Here is a 20,488-nt window from a genome sequence, read left to right on the forward strand (position 1 = left end):
AAAGGATGATAGTTGCAGTGGGTGTATTGAATTCGGCGCAGATGAGCCAGTTAACACGAGTAAGGAGTAGTCGAAATGTCGCAAGACTTCGAAGAAAATAAGAGTATGGAACAGCTCAATGAAGAAGCCAATATTGCAGCTGACTACCTTGAAGATTTACTCGATATAGTCGACTATGAGGGCGATATTGAGATGGGTGTTCGTAATCATCGACCAACTGTGCAAATTGTTGCTGACGATGATACTGACATTAAACACCTTATCGGCAAGGACGGTGAGGTTGTGGATGCCCTCCAGAGGTTGACACGGTTGGCTGTCCAGCAGCGCACCGGAGAGCGGTCACATCTCATCATTGATGTCGACGGTTTCTTACACAAAAAGCGCCTCAACCTGAGGAAGGCCACTTTAGATGCTATTGAAGAGACCTTGGCCACAGGCAAGGCAGTGGATCTCAATCCGATGAATTCGTTTGAGAGAAAAATTGTTCACGACTTGGTTCGTGAAGAGGGTCTCAAGTCGCGTTCCCATGGTGAAGAACCAAATCGTTATGTCACGATCTATGCTAAGGCTGAACCAGCTGCTATTGCAGATGACGAAGAAGATGCATTTGTAGAAGTAGACGAATACTTAACGGAAGATGAAATGTGATGGACCAAGAGGGGGATACCGATACTTCTTCTCAGGCAGAAGCTGTTGAACATACGGTAGATCAGCTTGACAATTCTCCTATCTTGGAACAGATTCTAGGGCAAGCTTTTGAACAGATGAAAATTTTTCAGCATAAGTTGTCTAGCGAGGGTCTCAAGCGGGGTATCATTGGGCCGAGAGATGTGAACATCATTTGGGAACGGCATATTCTCAATTCTGCTGCGATAGCTCCATTTGTAGACCAAGCTTGTGCTGCTGCCGGTTCGAACCGCGTTGCGGATGTTGGCTCAGGTGGAGGTTTTCCTGGACTTGTTCTGGCGGCTTGTTTGCCGGATATAGAGTTTACACTCATAGAACCCATGGAACGTAGAGTTGAATGGTTGCAGGAAGCCACTCTAGAAACCGCTCTGTCTAATGTCAGAGTCATTCGGAGCAGGGCAGAAGATCTCATACAAAAAGCTAGCCCAAAGCAAGGTGTGAAGCGCAACAGTGTCAAAAAGAAGAAGACTATCGAAACAGAACAACATCGAACCGGTTCGATATTGTCTCAAGAAACATATAACAATGCATTCGGTGTGGTTACCTGTCGTGCTGTAGCACCGCTGACCAAATTAGCAGCATGGACTTTACCGCTTGTTCAACCAGGAGGTCAACTGGTAGCACTGAAAGGCCGATCTGCGCAAGATGAAATTGATAAGGCTCTCAAAGAATTGAGAAAACAGGGTGGTCGAAATCCTCGAGTTGAGCTAGCTCCGGTAGGAGAGGGCCTCGAAAATACCAGAGTCGTACTTGTAGATAAGGTGTAATGCTACGAGCTTTGTGCAGCTGTCAAGGCATAGTATGACTACATTCCTATGTAAGGTTCGGTATTGGTCAGATTCTTAACCATCTACAATTCTTGCTTAAAGATAAGCTGGGTGGAAGGAATGTTTCATGGGTAGACCTAAGAATGTTAAGCACAGGGTTGCAATACAATTGGTGCTGACGTTTACTGTGATACTGTCAATAATTACCCTATTGTCTTCGTTTTCGAAACATACAGTTTTGCAACAGAAGCAAGAGCACTCACAGGGGAGGGTGTATCTTCAGGAAAAAGTTCCTACATTCTTTCTGCATGGTTGGAATGGCAGCTACAAGTCAGAAACAAGCATGGTTAGTGCTGCTATAGATGCAGGTGTTACCAAATGGGTATTGAGGGTTGATGTCGATGGGAATGGGGAAGCTCGTTTACTGAACGACATTCCTGTAGATGCAACGAACCCTCTTATAGAAGTCAGCTTTCTTGATAATACCAATTCTGATTACCAGCGTTGTGCAAGCTGGTTTAAAAGTGCCATTCTCGCTGTACGGAAGCATTATATATTTAATGAGTACAATGTAGTTGCTCATTCTATGGGCAATATGGTTTTGATGAACTATCTCAAGGATTACAGTGGTGACAGTTCTTTGCCTAGACTTCGTAAACAAGTAGATCTAGCTGGTAACTTTAATGGTATTATCGGATGGGATGATGAGCCGCATCAGATGAAGTTCCAAAAAGATGGCTCTCCTTTACCTCAAACATCAGAGTTCACTAATATATTGCCGCTGCGATCATCCTATCCGTACCACCAAGTAGATATTCTTAATGTATATGGAGACATAGGAGACGGTTCGCAATCAGATGGAAATGTCACAAATGCGTCTTCTAAAGCTCTACATTACATAGTAGTTGATAGGGCAAAATCCTATAAAGAATTGCTTATACGTGGTAATGAAGGACAACATAGTAATCTTCATGAAAGTAATCAAGTTTGTATTGCAATCATACAGTTCATATGGGGAAAGCAGTAAATCCAGGGAGTGTTCCCTTCTTTTGTGCTTGTAAAGTGTACAAACAAAGATTATGGCAACGAATGTTTCATGTGAAACAATTTGCTAATGAGGGTTTGATGCAATTTGTTCGTCACTGCTATAGAGATGTTGCTAGTCTTGATTTTAGAATTGTTTCATGTGAAACATATTTGCTTTTTTATATTATTGGTGACAATCCGCAACTTTAACTTAAGGGTATGGTATTCCTTTTGAATTTAAGAGAGTTGCAGAAATGAAAGAACCTTCTAGATTTCAGGGAAATTAGTATGTCGTAGGCATGTCAGTTCTGATGTCATGAGCTTATCAATACAATAGTTTGGCTTTTATCTACTGTAAGACCGATAATCAGGTGCGCGCATTACTAGGTGAAACTTCTTTAAAAAAGTATATGTGCCAATTTTGGTATGTGAATGAACAGGCAGTATTACATAAGCTCATGAGCTTAGCTGAGTAAAGAAAAGACTACACGTTCGTTCGCTTCTGTTGGAAGAGTGTTACTTTATCCAAAAGCACGTTCTTTTGTATTAGAGGCAGTATTTGAACGAATATCTCATTCGGATACTCTATCTTTACGCTCTCGTACTCTATTTCGTATGTTCGATGGGACGAAAGTAAACTACGATGTACATTCGATTGAAACGTATAGTGTCTAGTGAGTGTAGTGAAACAAAACCTGCATCATGATGAGGATAGTTACGATTACCTATTTTGAGTTTAATACTATGAATCATGATTTGTGATCATAAGTATGGTTTTCCATGCACCGACTTTGATTATATATACTGCATGCAGAGGCAAAGAAAACAAAAATTTAAATAGCACGTTAACTGTAATTTTATGTCGAGTAACAATTAGTGTTTCTAGCAATATAAATGGGATAAGAGATAATAATGATTTTTGATGTGTGAAGAGCTTTAAGTTGAAGACTCGTGTAGGCTCGTGAGAAATGTTGGATGCTGTTTCACATGAAACAATTTTTGAACGCACTAGTAAAGTTATCGACTTATCCACAATTCTGTGCCCTTGTCAAACTTATCCACATATGGCTTCGGTATCAGATTTTTTAGGCAAGCGTTGAAACAGGTCTTGAAAACCTTGACCTTGTTAGCTGCTTTGCCAGCTTCTCTAAATGAGAGTTTTCGATGGTATGACAACTTGTCCACACTTATCCACAGTGGTGTGGATAAGTGTGGACAAGTGTGCATGATGATTATTCATGTCCAGTATTCACAGGAGACTGGTATGTAACAGAGTGAGGAGGGCTACGTGACGAAGGCTACAAAAAAGGCCAAGCGTTCGGATGATGATTCGATAAGCAGTTTGCCGCCGAAGCCAAAGATTGAATCAGCCGAAGACGTGTTGAACCGTATCTTCTCCAGCAATGATGGTATGACATCAGTTGGGGCAGAGATAGCTAACTTATCAAGTCGATATGCTGCCCTTCAAAATATAACGTTTCCTAAACCATCTGCTACGAGGCTGATAGCAGTGGCTAATCAAAAGGGTGGGGTCGGGAAAACCACCACAACTGTGAACGTCGCATGTGCGCTAGCCGAGTATGGTGCGCAGGTTCTAGTTATCGACATGGACCCTCAGGGTAATGCCACAACTGCTTTAGGCATAGTGCGTGAACAAGATATGAGGACTACGTACGATGTCATCGAAGGAAGGTATGGAATAGAAGAGGTTAAGCTACCTTGCAAATATTTCAAAACCTTAGATGTAGTACCGGCGTCAATAGATTTGAGTGGAGCAGAATTAGAGTTAGCAAACCTTCCCGACAGAAACCAGTTGCTCAACAATGCGCTTTCGTACTTTTTGGAAAACAGTAAAGTCCACTATGATTATGTGTTTATAGATTGTCCTCCTAGTTTGGGCTTGCTAGTGTTAAATGCAATGTGTTCAGTCAATGAGGTGCTCATTCCTGTGCAGGCAGAGTATTATGCCTTGGAAGGATTGCAACAGTTACTTCATACCATTAGTTTGGTGCAAGAAAATTACAATCATAATCTCATTGTTTCGACTATGGTTATCACCATGTTCGATAAAAGAACTCTTTTGAGCCAAGAGGTATACGAGGAAGTCAAGCAACACTATCCCAAAATTGTGTTGAAAACAACCATACCAAGATCTGTGAAGATTTCTGAAGCACCCAGCTTTGCTCAGAGTGTGATTTCATATGATTCTCGTGGGGCTGGCTCAATAGCCTATAGCGAAGCTGCGCTGGAAATCGCAGAACGATCTCAGCGAGTTTTGAAAGCAATAGATAAGAGGCACGTCGATAGGGAGAATAAGTAATGGCAAAACGATCCAGGTTAGGTAAAGGTCTTGGCGCTTTATTTCCTGAACTCCCGGGTGACGAGAATGCTCAAGAAGTGGTCAAGGGAGATTCGGTCAATAAGAAGGAACCGGTCTCAAGGGATGCAGAAGGTAAGAACAACTCTACATCGACCAACATGACGAATTCTGAAACAGCAAGTAATGGCACAAGCTCTGAAGCTAGAGCCAAAAGCAGCAGTAAGAACAATGCAACAAAAAAAAGTGACTCGGGAAGCCGAGGCGTTTCACGTGAAACAAAGGGAGCAAAGACTCGTTCGAATAGAATGTCTGTACCAAAGTTGAGCGATTTGGAACATCCGAGTGATTTGTTCTTTGGTGGGACAGATGAGAGTGTTTCACATGAAACATTGACTCAACCATCCCACGGCGGTCAAGGTTCTATTGCAATAGGCGAATCACCTCAGGGTCAATCAGAAAGTACTGTTGGGGGAGAGGTAGTTGCTTCGTCTTCCAAAGATAAGCAGGCTCATAACTCAGAATTACAACCCGTGCAGGGTGGCTACATGGCAGAACTGTCTGTAGAAGATATCTGTGCGAACTCAGAGCAGCCTCGTCGCATTTTCGATGAAGATGAACTGGTCGAATTGTCTCACTCTATATCTGAAGTTGGGTTGTTACAGCCTATAGTCGTCAGGAAGTTAAAGAAGAGTAGCCAAGCAACTGATAAACAGGCAGTTCATTATGAATTGATTATGGGTGAGCGGCGCTGGCGGGCTACAAAAATGGCAGGTCTTACAGAGATACCAGCCATTGTAAAAACAACAGCAGATAACGATATGCTCCGTGATGCTCTGCTGGAGAACCTCCATCGTGTTGCGTTAAACCCACTTGAAGAGGCGGCTGCATACCAGCAAATGATGGAAGAATTTGGAATGACTCAAGAAGATCTATCTAAGTCCGTTTCCAAATCAAGACCTCAGATAGCGAATACACTTCGATTATTGAAATTACCCACAGCAGTTCAGAAAAAAGTAGAATCTGGTGTTCTTTCCGCAGGGCATGCAAGGGCTCTCCTTTCCCTTTCTTCACCAGAAGAGATGGAACATTTAGCTGACCAAATAATAGCTGAAGGATTGTCAGTTCGTTCGACAGAAGAGAAAGTCGCGCTGAAAACAAACCTACAAAATAAAAAACCGCGTAAGCAAAAACCAAGTATCTGGGCTGGCTCGCCTGTGCTGGGTAACCTGGAAAATCATTTTGAAACAAAGGTTGATATAAAAGGTAATAAAAAGAAGGGAAGAATTGAGATAACGTATTCTTCACCAGAAGATATGGATAGGATTCTTTCTCTTATGCTCAATCAAGGAGGGGCCCAGGGATCATTTGATTCCAAATCTGATGGTTGGGTTTAACCGGTTTTGGATATAAGATAGGGGCCAGGCAGCTGGAATTAGCTGCCTGGCCCCTATCTTAGCTGTTACCTGTTTAGCTGACTTCCTGGTCTGTAAGGTAGGATTGTGCGTCTAGAGCTGCTCTACAACCCATACCTGCCGCAGAAATGGCTTGTCTGTAAACATTATCTACCACGTCTCCCGCAGCGAAAACACCGGGCACTGAAGTTCTCGTTGAAGCACCCTCGACTACAATATAGCCTTCTTCATCTAGTTGCAGTTGTCCATTAAGGAAGGTTGTTTCAGGAGTATGACCGATAGCGATAAATATTCCGCTTGTTTCTAGGGAGGTTTTTCCGCCAGTATTGGTATCTTTTAGAGTTACGGATTCAACTCCTTGAGGCCCGCCCTTAATCTCGTCTACAACAGTGTTGAGCACAAAGTTGATTTTTTTATTAGCTTTGGCTCTATCGACCATGATTTTTGAGGCCCTAAACCCTTCTCTCCGGTGTACGAGAGTGACTGAAGAAGCATATCGTGTTAGGAAGTCTGCATCAGCCATAGCGGAGTCTCCACCACCTACTACGACGATTTGCTTGTCTTTAAAGAAGAAGCCATCACAGGTTGCACAATATGAGACACCTCGACCCCCATATTCGCGTTCTCCAGGGACTTCTAGTTTCCTGTACTGAGATCCTGTAGTAATGACAACTGCACGGGCCTTGTAGTGCTCTCCTCCGTCTGTTGTAACAGATTTAATCTTGTTGGTGAGATCCGCCTCTATGACATCGTCATACTCTACCTGTGCTCCGAAGTGTTCAGCTTGCTCTCTCATGTTTTCCATGAGATCAGGTCCCATAATACCTTCAGGAAAGCCTGGGTAATTTTCCACCTCGGTAGTGTTAACTAACTGTCCGCCAGGGGTAATTGCCCCAGCTATTACTAATGGTTGATAGCCGGCTCTTGCTAGGTAGATTGCTGCGGTATAACCTGCAGGGCCAGAGCCAATTACTATGACATCATGCACTTGTTCATTCATGGTTCTACTGTAACGGGCCGCTCTGACTGCTCATCGTTGGGCAAAACGTTGCTTGGCCGTGGGGAGCTAGTACTGTTATGACCATGGATACTAAAACCATCATTATTGCAGCTGCCGTCGCTGTTACCAATATAGGCACAATTATAGTGGTGGCTGTTACCTTGTGGAAAACAGGAAAACTGATGCGGAAATATCAGGAAGAGACTAACAAGGAACAGAAACAAACCGATGACAGCTGGCATTCTTGGCGGCTGTGGCTTCCTCAAGATGGCAAAACAGACGCCATAGATGAGGAAGCTGGGGCAGGCCGACAGGAAGACAATATGAAGTCAACGACGGCAAATGAACACTAGCTAGTGGTTTGTGCGATCTTGGGACAGTACTGACTGAACGAGTGAGCTATAGAGTTCTGAAAGACTGTAACCTGCGGCAATGGCTGATTGGGGAAGCTGCGAAGTAGCGGTCATTCCTGGTGCCACGTTAGATTCTAAGAACTGCGGGACACCGTTGCTATCGATAATAAAATCAGTACGTGAAATATCCCGAAGCCCTAGAGCTGTGTGCGCTGTAAGGGCAGCCTGACGAACAGCCTTCAGTTGATCTGTGCTGAGTCTGGCTGGTATATAAAACTTAGTGGGTCCAGATGATACCCGTGCTTCGTAGTTGTAGATTCCATCGGGAGTCCAAATTTCCAGAGGTGGCAACGTCTGTAATTGTCCATCTATTTCTAATACTGAAACAGAGACTTCTATGCCAGTTACAGCTTGTTCTATTAATGCAACATGTCCGTATGCAAAACAGTTGATAAGTGCTTGTGGTAGTTGGTCCATATCCTCAACCATCGAGCAGCCTAGCGCTGATCCACCAGAACTGGGTTTAACAAAAAGAGGAAGTCCAAGTGAGTTGACGAGTAATGTGACAACTTGGTGGGCACCTAGTTCTCGAAAAATTGATTCAGGGAGTGTCACCGAATGAGGGGTCTGTATGCCTGCCTTGCGAACGATATTTTTAGCGACAGGTTTGTTCCATGCCGTTCGAGAAGCTTTTGCTCGTGAGCCGATATAGGGTAAGTTGCTCATCTCTAGAATGTCTCGAATAGACCCATCTTCTCCGTTAGCCCCATGCAAGAGCGGCCATACCAAGTCTGGACGAGTGGAGGGGTTAGTGAGAAAGTCTAAGAGGCTGGCATCCATGTCGTGTGTTTCAACTTTCCAGCCCGCTTCTTTGAGGAAGCCTTGGACCCGGTGTCCAGAACTCAAGGAAACGTCACGTTCATGGCTTAAGCCTCCGCATATTACGACAATTGAAGCGGATGGAGAGTCCGCAGCAGTTTCAGGTGCTATCTCGTTTTTCTTATCTGCTTGGTCACTGTGTGTCACTGTTCCGTCCTCCTTAGAGTGAAGTAGGCTCTGCATCAGCATCGTTGAAAAGATTGATGGTTTCGAGCTCACGGTCTATGACGCCAGCCAAACGACGGACGCCTTCTACAATGCGCTCAGGTGTAGGGTAGCAGAAGGAAAGACGCATATGATCTTTACCGTTTCCATCGTTGTAAAACGCTGTTCCGGAGACATATGCTACTTTAGCTGTAATAGCTCTTGGGAGCATGGCTTTAGCATCCAGTCCGTCGGGAATGCGCAGCCAGATATAAAAACCGCCTTCTGGTTTATTCCATGAACACGATGGCAGGTATTCTCTTAAGGCACCGTCCATAGCATCACGCCGTTCTCGGTACATATTTCGGTAATCGCTTATCTGTGCCTTCCAATCGAAGTTATCGAGGTAGCAGGTAATAGTCATCTGGCTCATGTTGGAAGGGCAGAGGATAGAGGATTCATTGGCTAGTACTAGTTTTTGGCGAATCCCTGGTGGTGCCACCATCCAGGCCACTCGCATGCCTGGTGCAATAATCTTAGAGAAACTGGAAAGATAAACTACATTCTCGCTATCCATGGAACGCAGAGCAGGATACGTCTGTCCATCAAAGCCGAGTAGACCGTATGGGTTATCCTCCAAGATGAGGATATGGTATTTTTTTGCAATTTCAAGAACTTTAGGTCTGCGTTCCCGGCTCATTGTTACCCCAGCAGGATTGTGGAAGTTAGGAACAGTATAAAGCATCTTAATATGCTTGCCTTCTGCAAGTTGGGCTTTAATAGTTTCCTCAAGCAGTTCCGGTACAAGTCCGTCTGCATCCATGGGCACATTAACGACATCAACCTGGAAAGACTGGAAAACACCGAGAGCGCCAACATAATTAGGGGCTTCAGCTAAAACAACATCTCCTGGATTGCACATGATCCGTGTGATAAGGTCAAGGCCAGATTGTGATCCGTTGACAATGACAACGTCGTCAGGTTGGGCGTTGGTGATGCCTTCCATAGCCATGATGGGTAAGACGTCCTCGCGTAGGTGTGGGTCTCCCTGCGCAGAGCCGTACTGCCAGGCTTTCTCGCCTTGATCCCTAAGCATGCGACCGATTTCTTCACTGAGCTGATCGAATGGCATACGGCCTAAATATGGCATTCCTCCGGCTAGTGAAACGACCTCGGGTCGGTTAGCCACAGCAAAAAGAGCTCTGATCTCGGAGGCACGCATGGTTTCAGCACGTTGTGCGTAGCTTCCGAACCAAGGGTCGTTTGTAATAATCTTCGAGGCGATATTGGGGTCGTCTGTCATTGATTCGCCTTTCGCACTTAACCTGTTAAAACCCTTCCTAATTGCCACTATATTACCAAGAGCGTGGTGTAGGTAGGTTTTTTAAAAAAGTGCTCACCATATCACTGCACAGATTTGCTGTTACATACTCTCTACGGTCAGTACACAGTTACGTTGTTAAAGTGAAGAGTACCTTCTTGCGGTAGGGCACTGGTCGGCACCCAAATAACGAGATCTTGGGTATGAATAGGGTGTTGTAAACGAACTTCCGTTGTTCCCGAAGGGTCAAAGGCGAATTGAGCGACAGCTGTTCCTGGGGTGGGCTGGGAACCAGTAGCATTGGCAAAAATTTGACCTTGTCCGCTGTGCTGCCTTATGGAAATCACGACACGCGAAACGTCATGAGGTGCATCTAAATGAACATACCAGCCTACTCCATCCAAGCCTGCCGGGTGGTTCATAAAGAGTTGTCTTGCTGTAGGGTATGCAGTCGTGTTGGCAGGTAAGGGCTTGGGAGGTGGTACAGCACCAGCTTCCTTTGGTTGATGCTTAATTGGTGGGGTAGCTGCACTTTCGTTGGTGTTGTCACCTTGAAGCGGCGCTGCTGACATATTTGGCCAGGGATTACCTGCATCGATGTGACCATGCAAGCGACCAACTACGGTAATCGATGCCCAGATGAGGCCAATGACTACTAAACCAGCTGCTATAGTGATGACGATAGAACGGGTGGTGTAGTGTCCGAAGAGCTGGGCATCTGCAACGTTGTCGTCAAGATCATCTTCGTCGAATTCTTCCTCAACTGACTGATTTCGTTCTGAATACATCCCGGATGCCAAGCGTGACTGAGGGCTAGGGGAGAAGCTGGGGGGTAATACTTGAGTCTCAGATTCAGGCACTGTTTCTGTTGCATGAGTAAAGAGGTCGTCCACTGGCACATTGAGCTCGGTGTTATCGTTGGACTCCCTTACAGAGTCTGGAGGCGTAGGCGCTGGCTTGTCCTGATCAGGGGAGGGTGACTGCTCCACACTGGGTGAGCTTGGGTGTGCTTGTATAGTGGGCTGGCGAACAGAGCTGACATCAACAGCTTGAGTGGGCCAAGAGGCTAGCTCTTGGTGTGAAATTCTGTTGGCTGATGGCAGCTGATTTTGTACGCGACGTTGATCAAATATCGAGAAGAGATCTGTGTCTGAATTGCTGAGATTGAGCATTTCGACTTCGCTGCTCTCAGGGAATAACAGTTGATTAGTTCCCCACTTTGGCTCAACAGTTGTATTTTTAGCTAGAGCATCGTTGGGCCGCACTGAGCTTGGGATGCTGAGCACATGTTCAGGAGGTACTGCTTGTAATGTTACAGCTTGTATAGAGGCCTGCTGGTCAGGCTTGGGCCAAACCATATCTTGGTCGGTAAGTTCTTCTGGAGGAGTCCAAGGACCAAGCAAAGCCGACAACTCTGCCAGGGTAATCAGCGGGATAGGAGAGACTCCATCTGTTGTCGGTAACCTTAAACCTCTCATACAAATAATACGGAATTCTTTAGGGATTCCTTCTGGCAGGGCTTCAAGACTTGGGTAGCTGTTGGGGGTAGAACCGGGTATGGACCCAACTAGGAGAGCATACAGCATTCCGGAAAGCTGACGCACTACCATTCCTTCGCTACCGCTTGTGTCCTTTGTGTCCCCAATTTGCCAAGGTTCAATCATTGACAGGACAGGGGCATCAGCAATGGTAATTCCAGTAGGAGATAGACGAATCAAGCTAGGTGATACCGTCAGTGTATGAAGTCCTAACTTATACAGAGCTCCCAAGGCTTGGGCACTCTCGCCGATGATCGTTCGTATAGCTTCATAGCTAGGATTGTGCATTGGAGGAGTGTTGAGGTAGTTTTCTAGTGAGCTTCCTGCATCTAAATCACAGACGATGAGGGAGATCCGATCTCTGGTGTGAAGCTGGTATACAGGGGTAAATCGGCGGCTCGAAGATAGAGCTAGGTCTGCAGAGGCAGTGTTAACGGAGTTGACTGATTGATTGTCAGTGACAATGAATAACTGGCTACGACGGTCAAGAACTTTATCTTCCACCTCCCAAGCACTCAGGCCGGGCTCCTGCTTGAGCAGTGTACGTAGCTGATATCGGTTGAGTAAGATGTCGGAGACTCTAGGCCGTATAGTACCTGGACTCTGAGGTGAACCTTGCACCCGCCTACCGTGAGCCTGTGCTGCTTGAGAATCTGTTTGAACGCTTGTATGGGCACCATGTGGTGTCTGAGTTGGCTCAGGATTTCGGGGTTGAGCAGGGACGTTTGTTGGACTGTCAGTCCCTTGGTGGATACCCGTGGGGTTTTGCAGAGTTTGGTGAGGGAAGCTCTTAGGTGCTATCCGAACGGATTGATTAAAGATACGGGGGTTCATGCTACCCGCATCGGCCATAGCGGAATTCTCAATCTGTTCAAGGGCACCTTCCATTTCATCGCTAGCAGCTGGCTCAGTGTAAGAGCGGACTACTCGGGCTGCTCGATGAGCAATAGTTTCTTCCCGTGCCTCGACGTCAGCAATAATTGAGATGTTGGGGAGGGAAGCCTGCGTTTGGTCCTTTTGACTATGGTCTGGGATTGAAAGACCAAGGCGTTGAGCTAGAACAGCAATGAAGTCAATGAGTTCTTGAGTATGAAGAGCATACAGTACCATGCAATACACTGCGGCGATAACAAGCGTGATAATGATACAAATAAGTACTGCCTGTAGCCAAGACATATGTCCATCTCGATTGGTTACTTGCGCTCCCACAAGATGGGTTACTGGATTTTTAATGAGAAGTGCTAGTCCTCCAGAAACTGCGGCAGCTACTACTGCTTTGGCATAGGTGAGACCAATTCGTTTCCCGTCCAAAAATCCATCAAAGCGTTGCTTCAGCATGTGCACCAGCACCGGGAAAGACACGATATTGCTTAAGGCCATCGATAAACCAACGAAAGCAGTCCAATACTGAGGAGGGGCCACTCGTACAGCTATGAGTACCATAACTACCTGTATGGTATTGGAAAAAGCAGCGAAAATAAAAGGCTGCTTGCCGTCTTCGAAAGCGTAAAAGGTACGCTGAATAAGCAGGAATGCCGATACTGCAGCTAACCCTACCGTAAGTCCGAGTAGAGGACCAGAGATAAGAACTGATTCGTGCACATTAACTGAGGGCAGGAGTGCTCGAATGATAGGTACCGGAATCACCAGCATAACTATGCCAAAGAAGCACATCATCAGGCCTACATTACGTAGGGATCGGCTCAGAGTATCTCTTGCGTCGTTGATTCGTCCCTCTGCTACTGCCTGAGATAGTTGAGGGAAGATTGCAGTCGAAACAGAAACAGCGATTAGCGAATACGGCAGCATATACAGGGTATAAGCATTTTGGTAAGAACCGTTGCCAGCTATGTCAAAGGGATTACCTTCGAGGGGTGCTCCATTGGTGATGCGTGCATTAACAATATTTGCTAGCTGATCGACTATGACCACACCCAAACTCCAAGCAGCAACTGGTCCCATTGACCGAAGACCAATCCCTTGTATACCCCACTTGGGTTTGTAGGTAAATCCCGAACGAATAAGCGGAATGAACAACATCAGTGCTTGAAAAGCAACACCTAACGTCCATGCACCAGCTGTGAGGCCGATCTTGCCGGTGGTCCAAAAATCTATAGATTGGCGTTGCGCATTGCCAAACATAGCAATAAACATAATGAAGCCGGCGCAAGAGATAATATTGGCGCCGACAGATGACCAGGCATAAGCCGTAAACCGTCCTTTAGCCGCTAAAATTTGACCAAGTACGGTATACAAACCATAGAAAAAGACTTGCGGCATGCACCAGAGAGTAAAAGCATTTGCTAGCGCTCGCTGGGCTGGATTCCACTTTGAGTTGAGGTATATGGAGGTGAGAACAGAGGTTCCCAGCATGAGAACCAGGGTAAGCCCTAGGAGCAGTACTATTGAGGCAGTAATCAGTTTGTCGAGGCGGTCTTCGGCGTCTTCTTCTTTAAGAGTCCGGACGATTTGAGGAACTAAAACAGCGTTGAAAATCCCACCGGATATGAGAGTGAACATGACTTGAGGAATCATGGCTCCCGTTTGGTAGGCATCTGCCGCTATTCCAGTCGTGCCTATAGCCGCAGCGAGAAGGATAGTACGAATCTGCCCGGTTACACGTGAAGCGGCAGTGCCCGAAGCCATAATGATGGAATTGCGGCCTACAGAATTCTCTGTGTCTCGTTCTGCCTGTCCTTGGGAAGTCATCTGTGAGCCTCCCTTTTGGCCTGAACTGGCGTTCACTGGGGTTCTTCCCCTCTCATGCCTCGCGGTGCTCATTCGTCAGGATCTTTCGTGCGGTTAATCTGTCTCCACACTCCCAGAGCTCCGAATAAAAGAGCGAGCACTATAATCAGGAGTCCACTCATGTCGCTCAAGCGCAGGTTAGAGGTAATGTGTGTGGTTCGAGTCTCACCAAAGGAAACATTGTCTTGATCAACCAATGAAATTTCCGCGTCTGCTTGTCCGGCGGTGGCAACGCGGATTGTGAACGTTACCTGCGCTTCCGAGTTGGCAGGAATAAGCGCATCAGTTGTACGTGTGGTCACTATTTCCATGGAGTCAGTCTTGGAACTCACTCGAACAGCCACGGGATAAGGGTGTGTATTACTGACAGTGACAGGCATTTTTGCTGTTTCGCTGACCACTGTTATGGATTCGCTGGGTTTAATTTGGACGCCGTTCAAAAGTTGGTCAACAAGAGCGCGAGCGTCGTCGGCTAGGCTCCCTGCTTTATCGGTAGAAGCCAAAGCGTGCAGGGCTAGACTGTCGTGAACGTGAGTTACATCGGCGAGCCACTGGCTTGGGTTGTTGGATCGGCGAGCTGTATCTGCTGCATCTTGTCTTGCTAAGGCTTGTGCATCTGACTTACCCGATGATGCGGAGGGAGATGACCTGTTTTGTTGTTGTGTGGCTAGCATAGCGGTGCTGAATCTTTTGATATCGTTGCGACTAGCTGCCAGCGAATCCAGTGTCCCATTCAGACCGGATGTTTTAGCTTTGGTGAAAGGGTTGCTTTTTCGTTCCCCCGTTATGAGTTCTCGTGCTTCTTCCCCTTGAGAGTACGGTTCTGCATTACTAACAGTGTGTAGATCGTCTAATCGCAACCATGGGGCACCTTCTACTGCGGTCATCAGTGTACCGGCAGTCGCGATGTCTTGATTGCTCCCGAAACAAATTAAAATGTTTCTTTGGGCATAGGGCTGTTCACTTTGGTAGAAGGCACTTTGAGCCATAAAACGAGCTACCTGACCGGCAGAAGTCTGTTCACTTGCTGCCTTGGCTGATGTAGGGTTGCCCTGGGCTAGGGTACTGAGCTCTCGTTGTGCTGACAGTAGCGTTATCTCACCTGCTTCAGTAGAAACAGTATATTTTCCTGTGTGTGCTGGGCTGCCGGCCTCACTGTCAAGGCCACGTGGGGCTATAACTGTGGTATAGCCCTGTTTTCGTGCTTCGGTTAAGTTTGCCAAAGACCAAGGCTGACTACCTTGCCAGGCGTAGATAGGCTTGCTGGTATCGGCTGTATGAAGACCACTCTTAAGCTCATGACTAGCGGTTTGGGCGCTCCAATCTTCCATTTCAACGCCTGCTGAACTGTAATGAGCGGCATCCTGGGGTGAGTATGCGGTTATATCGAATACTCCTGGCTGCATGCCTGCATCGACCCGCACTGAACTGTCTAGGTAGCTGGAATACAAGGGATCTGCCACCGTATTGAGTTTTGAATGGTGGGCCAGTAATTGCTGTCGATGACTTTCAGCTTTGACTCCGCTTTGACTGATCTGAACAATACGCTCAGATAGATCACTCGGCGTGTGCTGTATCGGACTCTTCTGATCGTGGTCTTGACTGCCGTTGGTTCCGGGATTGTTCGCAGGAGGAGCTTGTTTATTGTCTCCTTGGCCGGTCATGAGTTCCTTTACTCGGTCCTGATTAACTTCCCAATCTGTGGAGGCTAGAGGCAATACCATGCTGACAGGCATAGCTGGTGTGTGAGCAGTGGTTAAGCCGTCTGGAGAGCGCGTTAGGAAGGTGGTTGCTTCTTCTGTAACGTGCTTACCAGCAGGGTCGGTTTCGTCGCTTGTGTATGTCAGGAGTAAAGGCTTGGGACCCCAAGTATTCATGGCTTTCAGTTGGTCGTGTTCAGCGGGAGTGGTAGCTGTAACTTCTATGCTTTGACCTGGCTGAATGCTGGCTACGTCAGTGGTTGACAGGTGGTTAGGTGTTGGGATGCGAGAGTCTCCTTCTGCCCAATCCTGCATATCTACTCTGGAGCTAAAGGAATATAGAGCGTTGGTGTCTACGCTTAACTTGCCAGTGCCGCTGGCCTTATTAGACGTATTGGTAACTGCGACCTTAACTGAATAGCCAGAGGTACTTGAAACCACAGCAGTACTTGACCTAATAGAAAGTTTTACACTAGAACTAATTCTGGGGTGCTCGTTGTTGCCTTTACGGGTGTTAGCTGCATAAGCAGGGATGGGACTGATTGGTTCTGCCTGTGGCTTGACTGCAACAAAGACAAAGCTGCATAAGAAGACTAATACAGTTATTAATGCAGCTACTGTCCGCCTACGATATATACCTGATTGAGGTCGCAGCCCCTCTGCTGAATAGGTACGACCGTTCTGCTGCTGGCAGGTAGTGTTATGCGCGTGATTACCGTTCATGCTCTTTTTATTTTCCTAGCGTAGAGCCATGCAATTTTCCTTTCATTTGGATAGGAAAGTACATCGGTTAAGTCTTCGAAATCTACCCAAATTGCATCCTCCGCCTCGTGGTCAGGATCACCTTCCACTGTTAGCCAACCGCCTACCTGCTGTAGCACATAGTGGTGAACCAACTTGTGGATACGTTGCTTAGTGCCAGTGAACCAATAGTCAATCGTAGCTATAGAATCGACAACTGTGCCCAGAATTCCTGTTTCTTCATGTACCTCTCGCACAGCAGTCTGTTCTGGTGTTTCTCCCTTCTCAATATGCCCTTTTGGTAAGCACCACTCAAGGTGTCCGGAGCGTGAGTGGCGAGCAATGATGGCAACGCGATGAGCGTTATCGAAAATTAACCCTCCAGCAGAGTATTCGCGCACGACTGGTAAATCTTGTGCATCTAAGGATGCGAAACTTGTCGAACCCGTTTCTTGCTTGCGGCGTGCCATTACAGCAGGTGTCGGTACGCGGTGTTCTGGCCGACTGTGATTTACTGATTCGCGGATGCTCACACTAACAAGCTGGTTGTCATCGTCGCTCTCAACCTGTTCGGAGCTATTTTCTTCAACCGAATGCTCAAATACTTGACCTACCTTTGGAGTGACATCGTCGCCAAGGGTGTACAGCAGACGGTTAGGGCCCTCCTGTAAATTGGCATGGTTGCCCCGATCATTGGCTTGGCGCGATAGCATGCGCGCTAGATCGATAGGCGTAGTCATAATTCCACTCTACGTAACGTATTGTGCAGGTGGGGTAACGGTAAGCTGGTAAATGCATACAACTCACGCTGCTTTTATAAGTGTGATTTTAAGTATACGCGGAAAGGGTAATTGTGGACTTTGAGGTTTGGCCTGAAGCGATAGAGCTGGGGCAGCTATTCGCAGAACAGGGTTTTGAGCTGGCTCTTGTGGGCGGTCCAGTACGTGATCTTCTCTTGCGCCGTCCTTCACATGACCTAGATTTCTGTACTTCTGCTCGCCCTGAAGAATTTGAACCTATTCTCCATAAATGGGGGCAGGGTTTCTGGGATATGGGTCGAAAGTTCGGTACGCTTGGTGCCCTCAGACGCAGGTCGGATGGCACAGAAGTCAAGGTGGAGGTCACTACTTACCGTTCTGACAGCTACCAGCCTAATTCGCGTAAACCTGAAGTTAACTACGGGAGCAGTTTAGAAGGGGATCTTTCTCGACGCGATTTCACAGTTAATGCAATGGCTTTGCGTGTTCCGGACTTGGAGTTTGTGGATCCCTTTGGTGGAGCTAATGATTTAGCCAAGAAGATGTTGCGAACACCGGTTGATCCTCACCAGTCATTTGATGACGATCCCTTAAGAATGATGCGAGCCGTAAGATTTGTTGCACAACTTGACTTCCGTATAGCTTTGTCGACCGCCGAAGCCTTAAGCCAGATGACTGATCGCATCACGATAGTCTCTGCCGAGCGTGTAAGGGATGAACTAATTAAACTTTTGACCAGTGAACACCCCCACCAGGGTGTGGAGGCATTGGTTGACTCAGGCTTGGCGGCATATGTGCTTCCTGAAATTCCAGCCCTCCAGTTGCAGATCGATGAGCACCATCGTCACAAGGACGTCTATGAGCACTCGCTTATGGTTCTCGACAGGGCTGTAGCTCTAGAAACAGGGCCTGATGGGCCTGTACCAGCTCCTGACCTAACCTTGCGCTTAGCTGCTCTTCTACACGATATTGGCAAGCCTTCCACGCGTCGTTTTGAGTCTGGAGGCAAGGTCAGTTTCCACCATCATGATCTTGTTGGCGCCAAAATAGCCCGTAAAAGACTCAAAGCATTACATTTCGATAAACATATAACCGACGATGTGTGTGATTTGATCGCTATGCACTTACGATTCCATGGTTACGTGGATGAGCGCTGGTCCGATGCTGCTGTACGCCGGTACGCCAAGGAAACCGGACCTCTGTTTGAACGACTCAATTGCCTCACACGAGCAGACGCTACTACACGTAATAAGCTCAAGGCTCACAACTTTTCTGCGGCGATGGATGAGTTAGAGGACAGGGTCAGACAGCTGAAAGAAAAAGAGAATTTCGATGCCATACGTCCCGATTTAAATGGACAGCAAATCATGGAAATTCTTGATCTCGAACCTGGTCCTCTGGTGGGCAAAGCTTACCAACATATGTTGGATTATCGTTTAGACGAAGGTCCGGTGGACCAAGAAACTGCTTGTGCTGAGCTCAAGGCATGGTGGGCCCAGCAGCAAGTGTAAATCTCTAGGATTCGTGTTTGGGCAGATTCGTTATCGTTTTAGGATCTGCCACGCAACCTTTAATTGAGGTAATGGGCATACCTACACCTGAGACCTTATGCTCCTGAGCGAGGTCGTTAAAGGTAGCACCAATAACTACGTCTACAAGGTCATCTGCACGATCATCCATGCGTAAGACCGCATCCTTGAATTGTCTTCCAACGGTATAACCCTGGGAGATGCCATTGATGCCGAAACGAATTTCTGTACGAGCTAATTCCGTTTTGGTGGGGAAGTCTCCTGCACCTTGCATGTTGAAACCGCGGTTGCGCAGCGATTGCATTACTGCTACACCTAAACCGTTTTTGTTTGTCCCATTAAGCACTCGTACCCGAACTTCGGTGTGCTTGAGCACGGTAGAGTCAGCTGGAGCGCATGGCACAGAGACCCCGTAGTTAGGTTTAGTCTGTGTGCTCTGCTTATTGAGGTGCCCCAAAGTTCCAAAAACGACGAGTAATGCAATGACCAGTATTACCGCTAAAGCACTAATTGCTATAGTAAAAACCATCTTTTGACGACGGCGGACGAACTGCCTGCGGGCTTGACGCTCGTCGGGAGCATCTGGAAACGTCATGGTTCAACCCCTTTTAAATCTAGCTGCCTCTACTCTATCTTGCGAGGATGACGCTGAGTAATGGGACAGACGAACGAATTCTTGGATACTCAATGTTTCCCCACGTCGTTGAGGATCAATAGCTGCTTGCTGGAAATCGGCTGGTTCTACGAGACCGTGAAGGGCAGCACGCAGGGTCTTTCGCCGTTGAGCAAAGGCTGCATCAATAAGATGGAACGTCTCTTGGCGCTCGCTCTCACTTTGAAGTGGTGCCCGTCTTTCAAAAGAAACCAGAGCTGAATCCACATTAGGTGCAGGCCAAAAAACATGGCGTCCTATGCGCCCTGCTAAGTTTGCCTGCCCGTACCAAGCAAGCTTGGCTGAAGGAACACCGTAAGTCTTGCTACTAGGGCCAGCAACCAGTCGATCTGCCACCTCTTTTTGGACCATAACGACGAAGGAACTCAAATTTGAAAACCGCTCTAGTAACGTCAAAATAATAGGAGTTGCTACATTGTAGGGCAAATTAGAAACAAGAGTGAGCGAGGTCTGCTCAGTCAGTTCTGGGCAATCTTGAGGTTTGAACGTTAGAGCATCTTGGTTTATTACTTTCAAGTGGTTGGCGGCTTGAGGCATATGCGCCTCAACCGTCTGTGGCAGAAGAGCAGCAAGATTAGGGTCAATCTCTACTGCGTGTACCGTGGCACCTGCTTCTAGCAATCCCAATGTTAAGGATCCCAAACCGGGGCCTACTTCTATAACATGGCTCGCAGGGTGTACGTTGGCTATCCGCACGATGCGTCGCACTGTACCAGGGTCAATAACGAAGTTTTGCCCTAATTTTTTGGTGGGTTTGATGTTCGCGTGCTCTGCTAGCGAGCGGATGTCGGTGGCTCCCAGGAGCTGTCCGTTTTCTTCATGTACAGGACTATCAGCAGCGGCAAGAGCTGGCTGTTTTGGAACAGTATTCATAGATGTATGCTCAGCCATA

The 20,488-nt window shown here is 47.0% G+C and carries 15 protein-coding genes; 7 read left to right on the forward strand and 8 right to left on the reverse strand.

The genetic code is table 11. The features are described 5' to 3' along the window. Nucleotides 1-75: 75 nt before the first annotated feature. The 5 genes from BOCO_RS04990 to BOCO_RS05010 all read left to right on the forward strand — a co-directional run bounded on the left by BOCO_RS04990 (nucleotide 76) and on the right by BOCO_RS05010 (nucleotide 6,194). Nucleotides 76-648: a Jag family protein gene (locus tag BOCO_RS04990; protein ID WP_094723005.1), complete on the forward strand. Its 573-nt coding sequence runs from the start codon at nucleotides 76-78 to the stop codon at nucleotides 646-648. Beyond that, entirely contained in the window at nucleotides 648-1,454 is an 807-nt protein-coding gene (locus tag BOCO_RS04995) for a 16S rRNA (guanine(527)-N(7))-methyltransferase RsmG (RefSeq protein ID WP_169711893.1), read from the forward strand. Before BOCO_RS04990 ends, BOCO_RS04995 begins: the two co-directional genes overlap by 1 nt. A 127-nt stretch (nucleotides 1,455-1,581) precedes the next feature. Beyond that, nucleotides 1,582-2,481, forward strand: coding sequence for an alpha/beta hydrolase (locus BOCO_RS05000; RefSeq protein WP_094723006.1), 900 nt, complete (start codon nucleotides 1,582-1,584; stop codon nucleotides 2,479-2,481). 1,410 nt (nucleotides 2,482-3,891) lie between these two features. Next, on the forward strand, nucleotides 3,892-4,800 hold the full coding sequence (locus BOCO_RS05005; RefSeq protein WP_094723114.1) for a ParA family protein: 909 nt from the start codon (nucleotides 3,892-3,894) through the stop codon (nucleotides 4,798-4,800). Continuing rightward, a complete protein-coding gene (locus tag BOCO_RS05010; RefSeq protein WP_094723007.1) occupies nucleotides 4,800-6,194 on the forward strand; it encodes a ParB/RepB/Spo0J family partition protein in 1,395 nt (464 codons plus the stop codon). The genes BOCO_RS05005 and BOCO_RS05010 overlap by 1 nt, the downstream gene beginning before the upstream one ends. Before the next feature lie 73 nt (nucleotides 6,195-6,267). Here the strand turns inward: BOCO_RS05010 and trxB are convergent, their stop codons facing one another. After that, entirely contained in the window at nucleotides 6,268-7,212 is a 945-nt protein-coding gene (trxB, locus tag BOCO_RS05015) for a thioredoxin-disulfide reductase (protein WP_094723008.1), read from the reverse strand. Nucleotides 7,213-7,289: 77 nt separating this feature from the next. On the opposite strand from trxB, the gene BOCO_RS05020 reads away from it, so the two are divergent. Next, the gene (locus tag BOCO_RS05020) at nucleotides 7,290-7,565 is read left to right on the forward strand and encodes a hypothetical protein (protein ID WP_094723009.1); all 276 of its coding nucleotides are present in this window, start codon (nucleotides 7,290-7,292) and stop codon (nucleotides 7,563-7,565) included. On the opposite strand, the gene BOCO_RS05025 is transcribed toward BOCO_RS05020, so the two are convergent. From BOCO_RS05025 to BOCO_RS07590, 5 genes are all read right to left on the reverse strand, one after another. Further along, the gene (locus tag BOCO_RS05025; RefSeq protein WP_244568754.1) at nucleotides 7,566-8,591 is read right to left on the reverse strand and encodes a D-alanine--D-alanine ligase family protein; all 1,026 of its coding nucleotides are present in this window, start codon (nucleotides 8,589-8,591) and stop codon (nucleotides 7,566-7,568) included. 13 nt (nucleotides 8,592-8,604) lie between these two features. Continuing rightward, nucleotides 8,605-9,891 (reverse strand): aminotransferase-like domain-containing protein, encoded by a 1,287-nt coding sequence (locus BOCO_RS05030; protein WP_094723011.1) that lies wholly within the window; start codon nucleotides 9,889-9,891, stop codon nucleotides 8,605-8,607. A gap of 137 nt (nucleotides 9,892-10,028) precedes the next feature. Next, on the reverse strand, nucleotides 10,029-14,156 hold the full coding sequence (locus BOCO_RS05035) for a murein biosynthesis integral membrane protein MurJ (protein ID WP_158520417.1): 4,128 nt from the start codon (nucleotides 14,154-14,156) through the stop codon (nucleotides 10,029-10,031). A 68-nt stretch (nucleotides 14,157-14,224) separates the two neighbouring features. Then, nucleotides 14,225-16,618 (reverse strand): DUF6049 family protein, encoded by a 2,394-nt coding sequence (locus BOCO_RS05040; protein WP_094723013.1) that lies wholly within the window; start codon nucleotides 16,616-16,618, stop codon nucleotides 14,225-14,227. Further along, a complete protein-coding gene (locus tag BOCO_RS07590; RefSeq protein ID WP_275542067.1) occupies nucleotides 16,615-17,376 on the reverse strand; it encodes an NUDIX hydrolase in 762 nt (253 codons plus the stop codon). The genes BOCO_RS05040 and BOCO_RS07590 overlap by 4 nt, the downstream gene beginning before the upstream one ends. A 113-nt stretch (nucleotides 17,377-17,489) precedes the next feature. On the opposite strand from BOCO_RS07590, the gene BOCO_RS05050 reads away from it, so the two are divergent. After that, entirely contained in the window at nucleotides 17,490-18,905 is a 1,416-nt protein-coding gene (locus tag BOCO_RS05050) for a CCA tRNA nucleotidyltransferase (RefSeq protein ID WP_094723014.1), read from the forward strand. 4 nt (nucleotides 18,906-18,909) lie between these two features. Here BOCO_RS05050 and BOCO_RS05055 read toward each other — a convergent pair whose 3' ends face one another. Together BOCO_RS05055 and rsmA are read right to left on the reverse strand one after the other, a co-directional pair. Then, a complete protein-coding gene (locus tag BOCO_RS05055; RefSeq protein WP_094723015.1) occupies nucleotides 18,910-19,518 on the reverse strand; it encodes a LytR C-terminal domain-containing protein in 609 nt (202 codons plus the stop codon). A 3-nt stretch (nucleotides 19,519-19,521) separates the two neighbouring features. Continuing rightward, a complete protein-coding gene (gene rsmA / locus BOCO_RS05060) occupies nucleotides 19,522-20,487 on the reverse strand; it encodes a 16S rRNA (adenine(1518)-N(6)/adenine(1519)-N(6))-dimethyltransferase RsmA (protein ID WP_244568755.1) in 966 nt (321 codons plus the stop codon). Nucleotide 20,488: the final 1 nt, after the last annotated feature.

Origin of the sequence: Bombiscardovia coagulans (assembly GCF_002259585.1) — a bacterium.
GTDB lineage: Bacteria > Actinomycetota > Actinomycetes > Actinomycetales > Bifidobacteriaceae > Bombiscardovia > Bombiscardovia coagulans.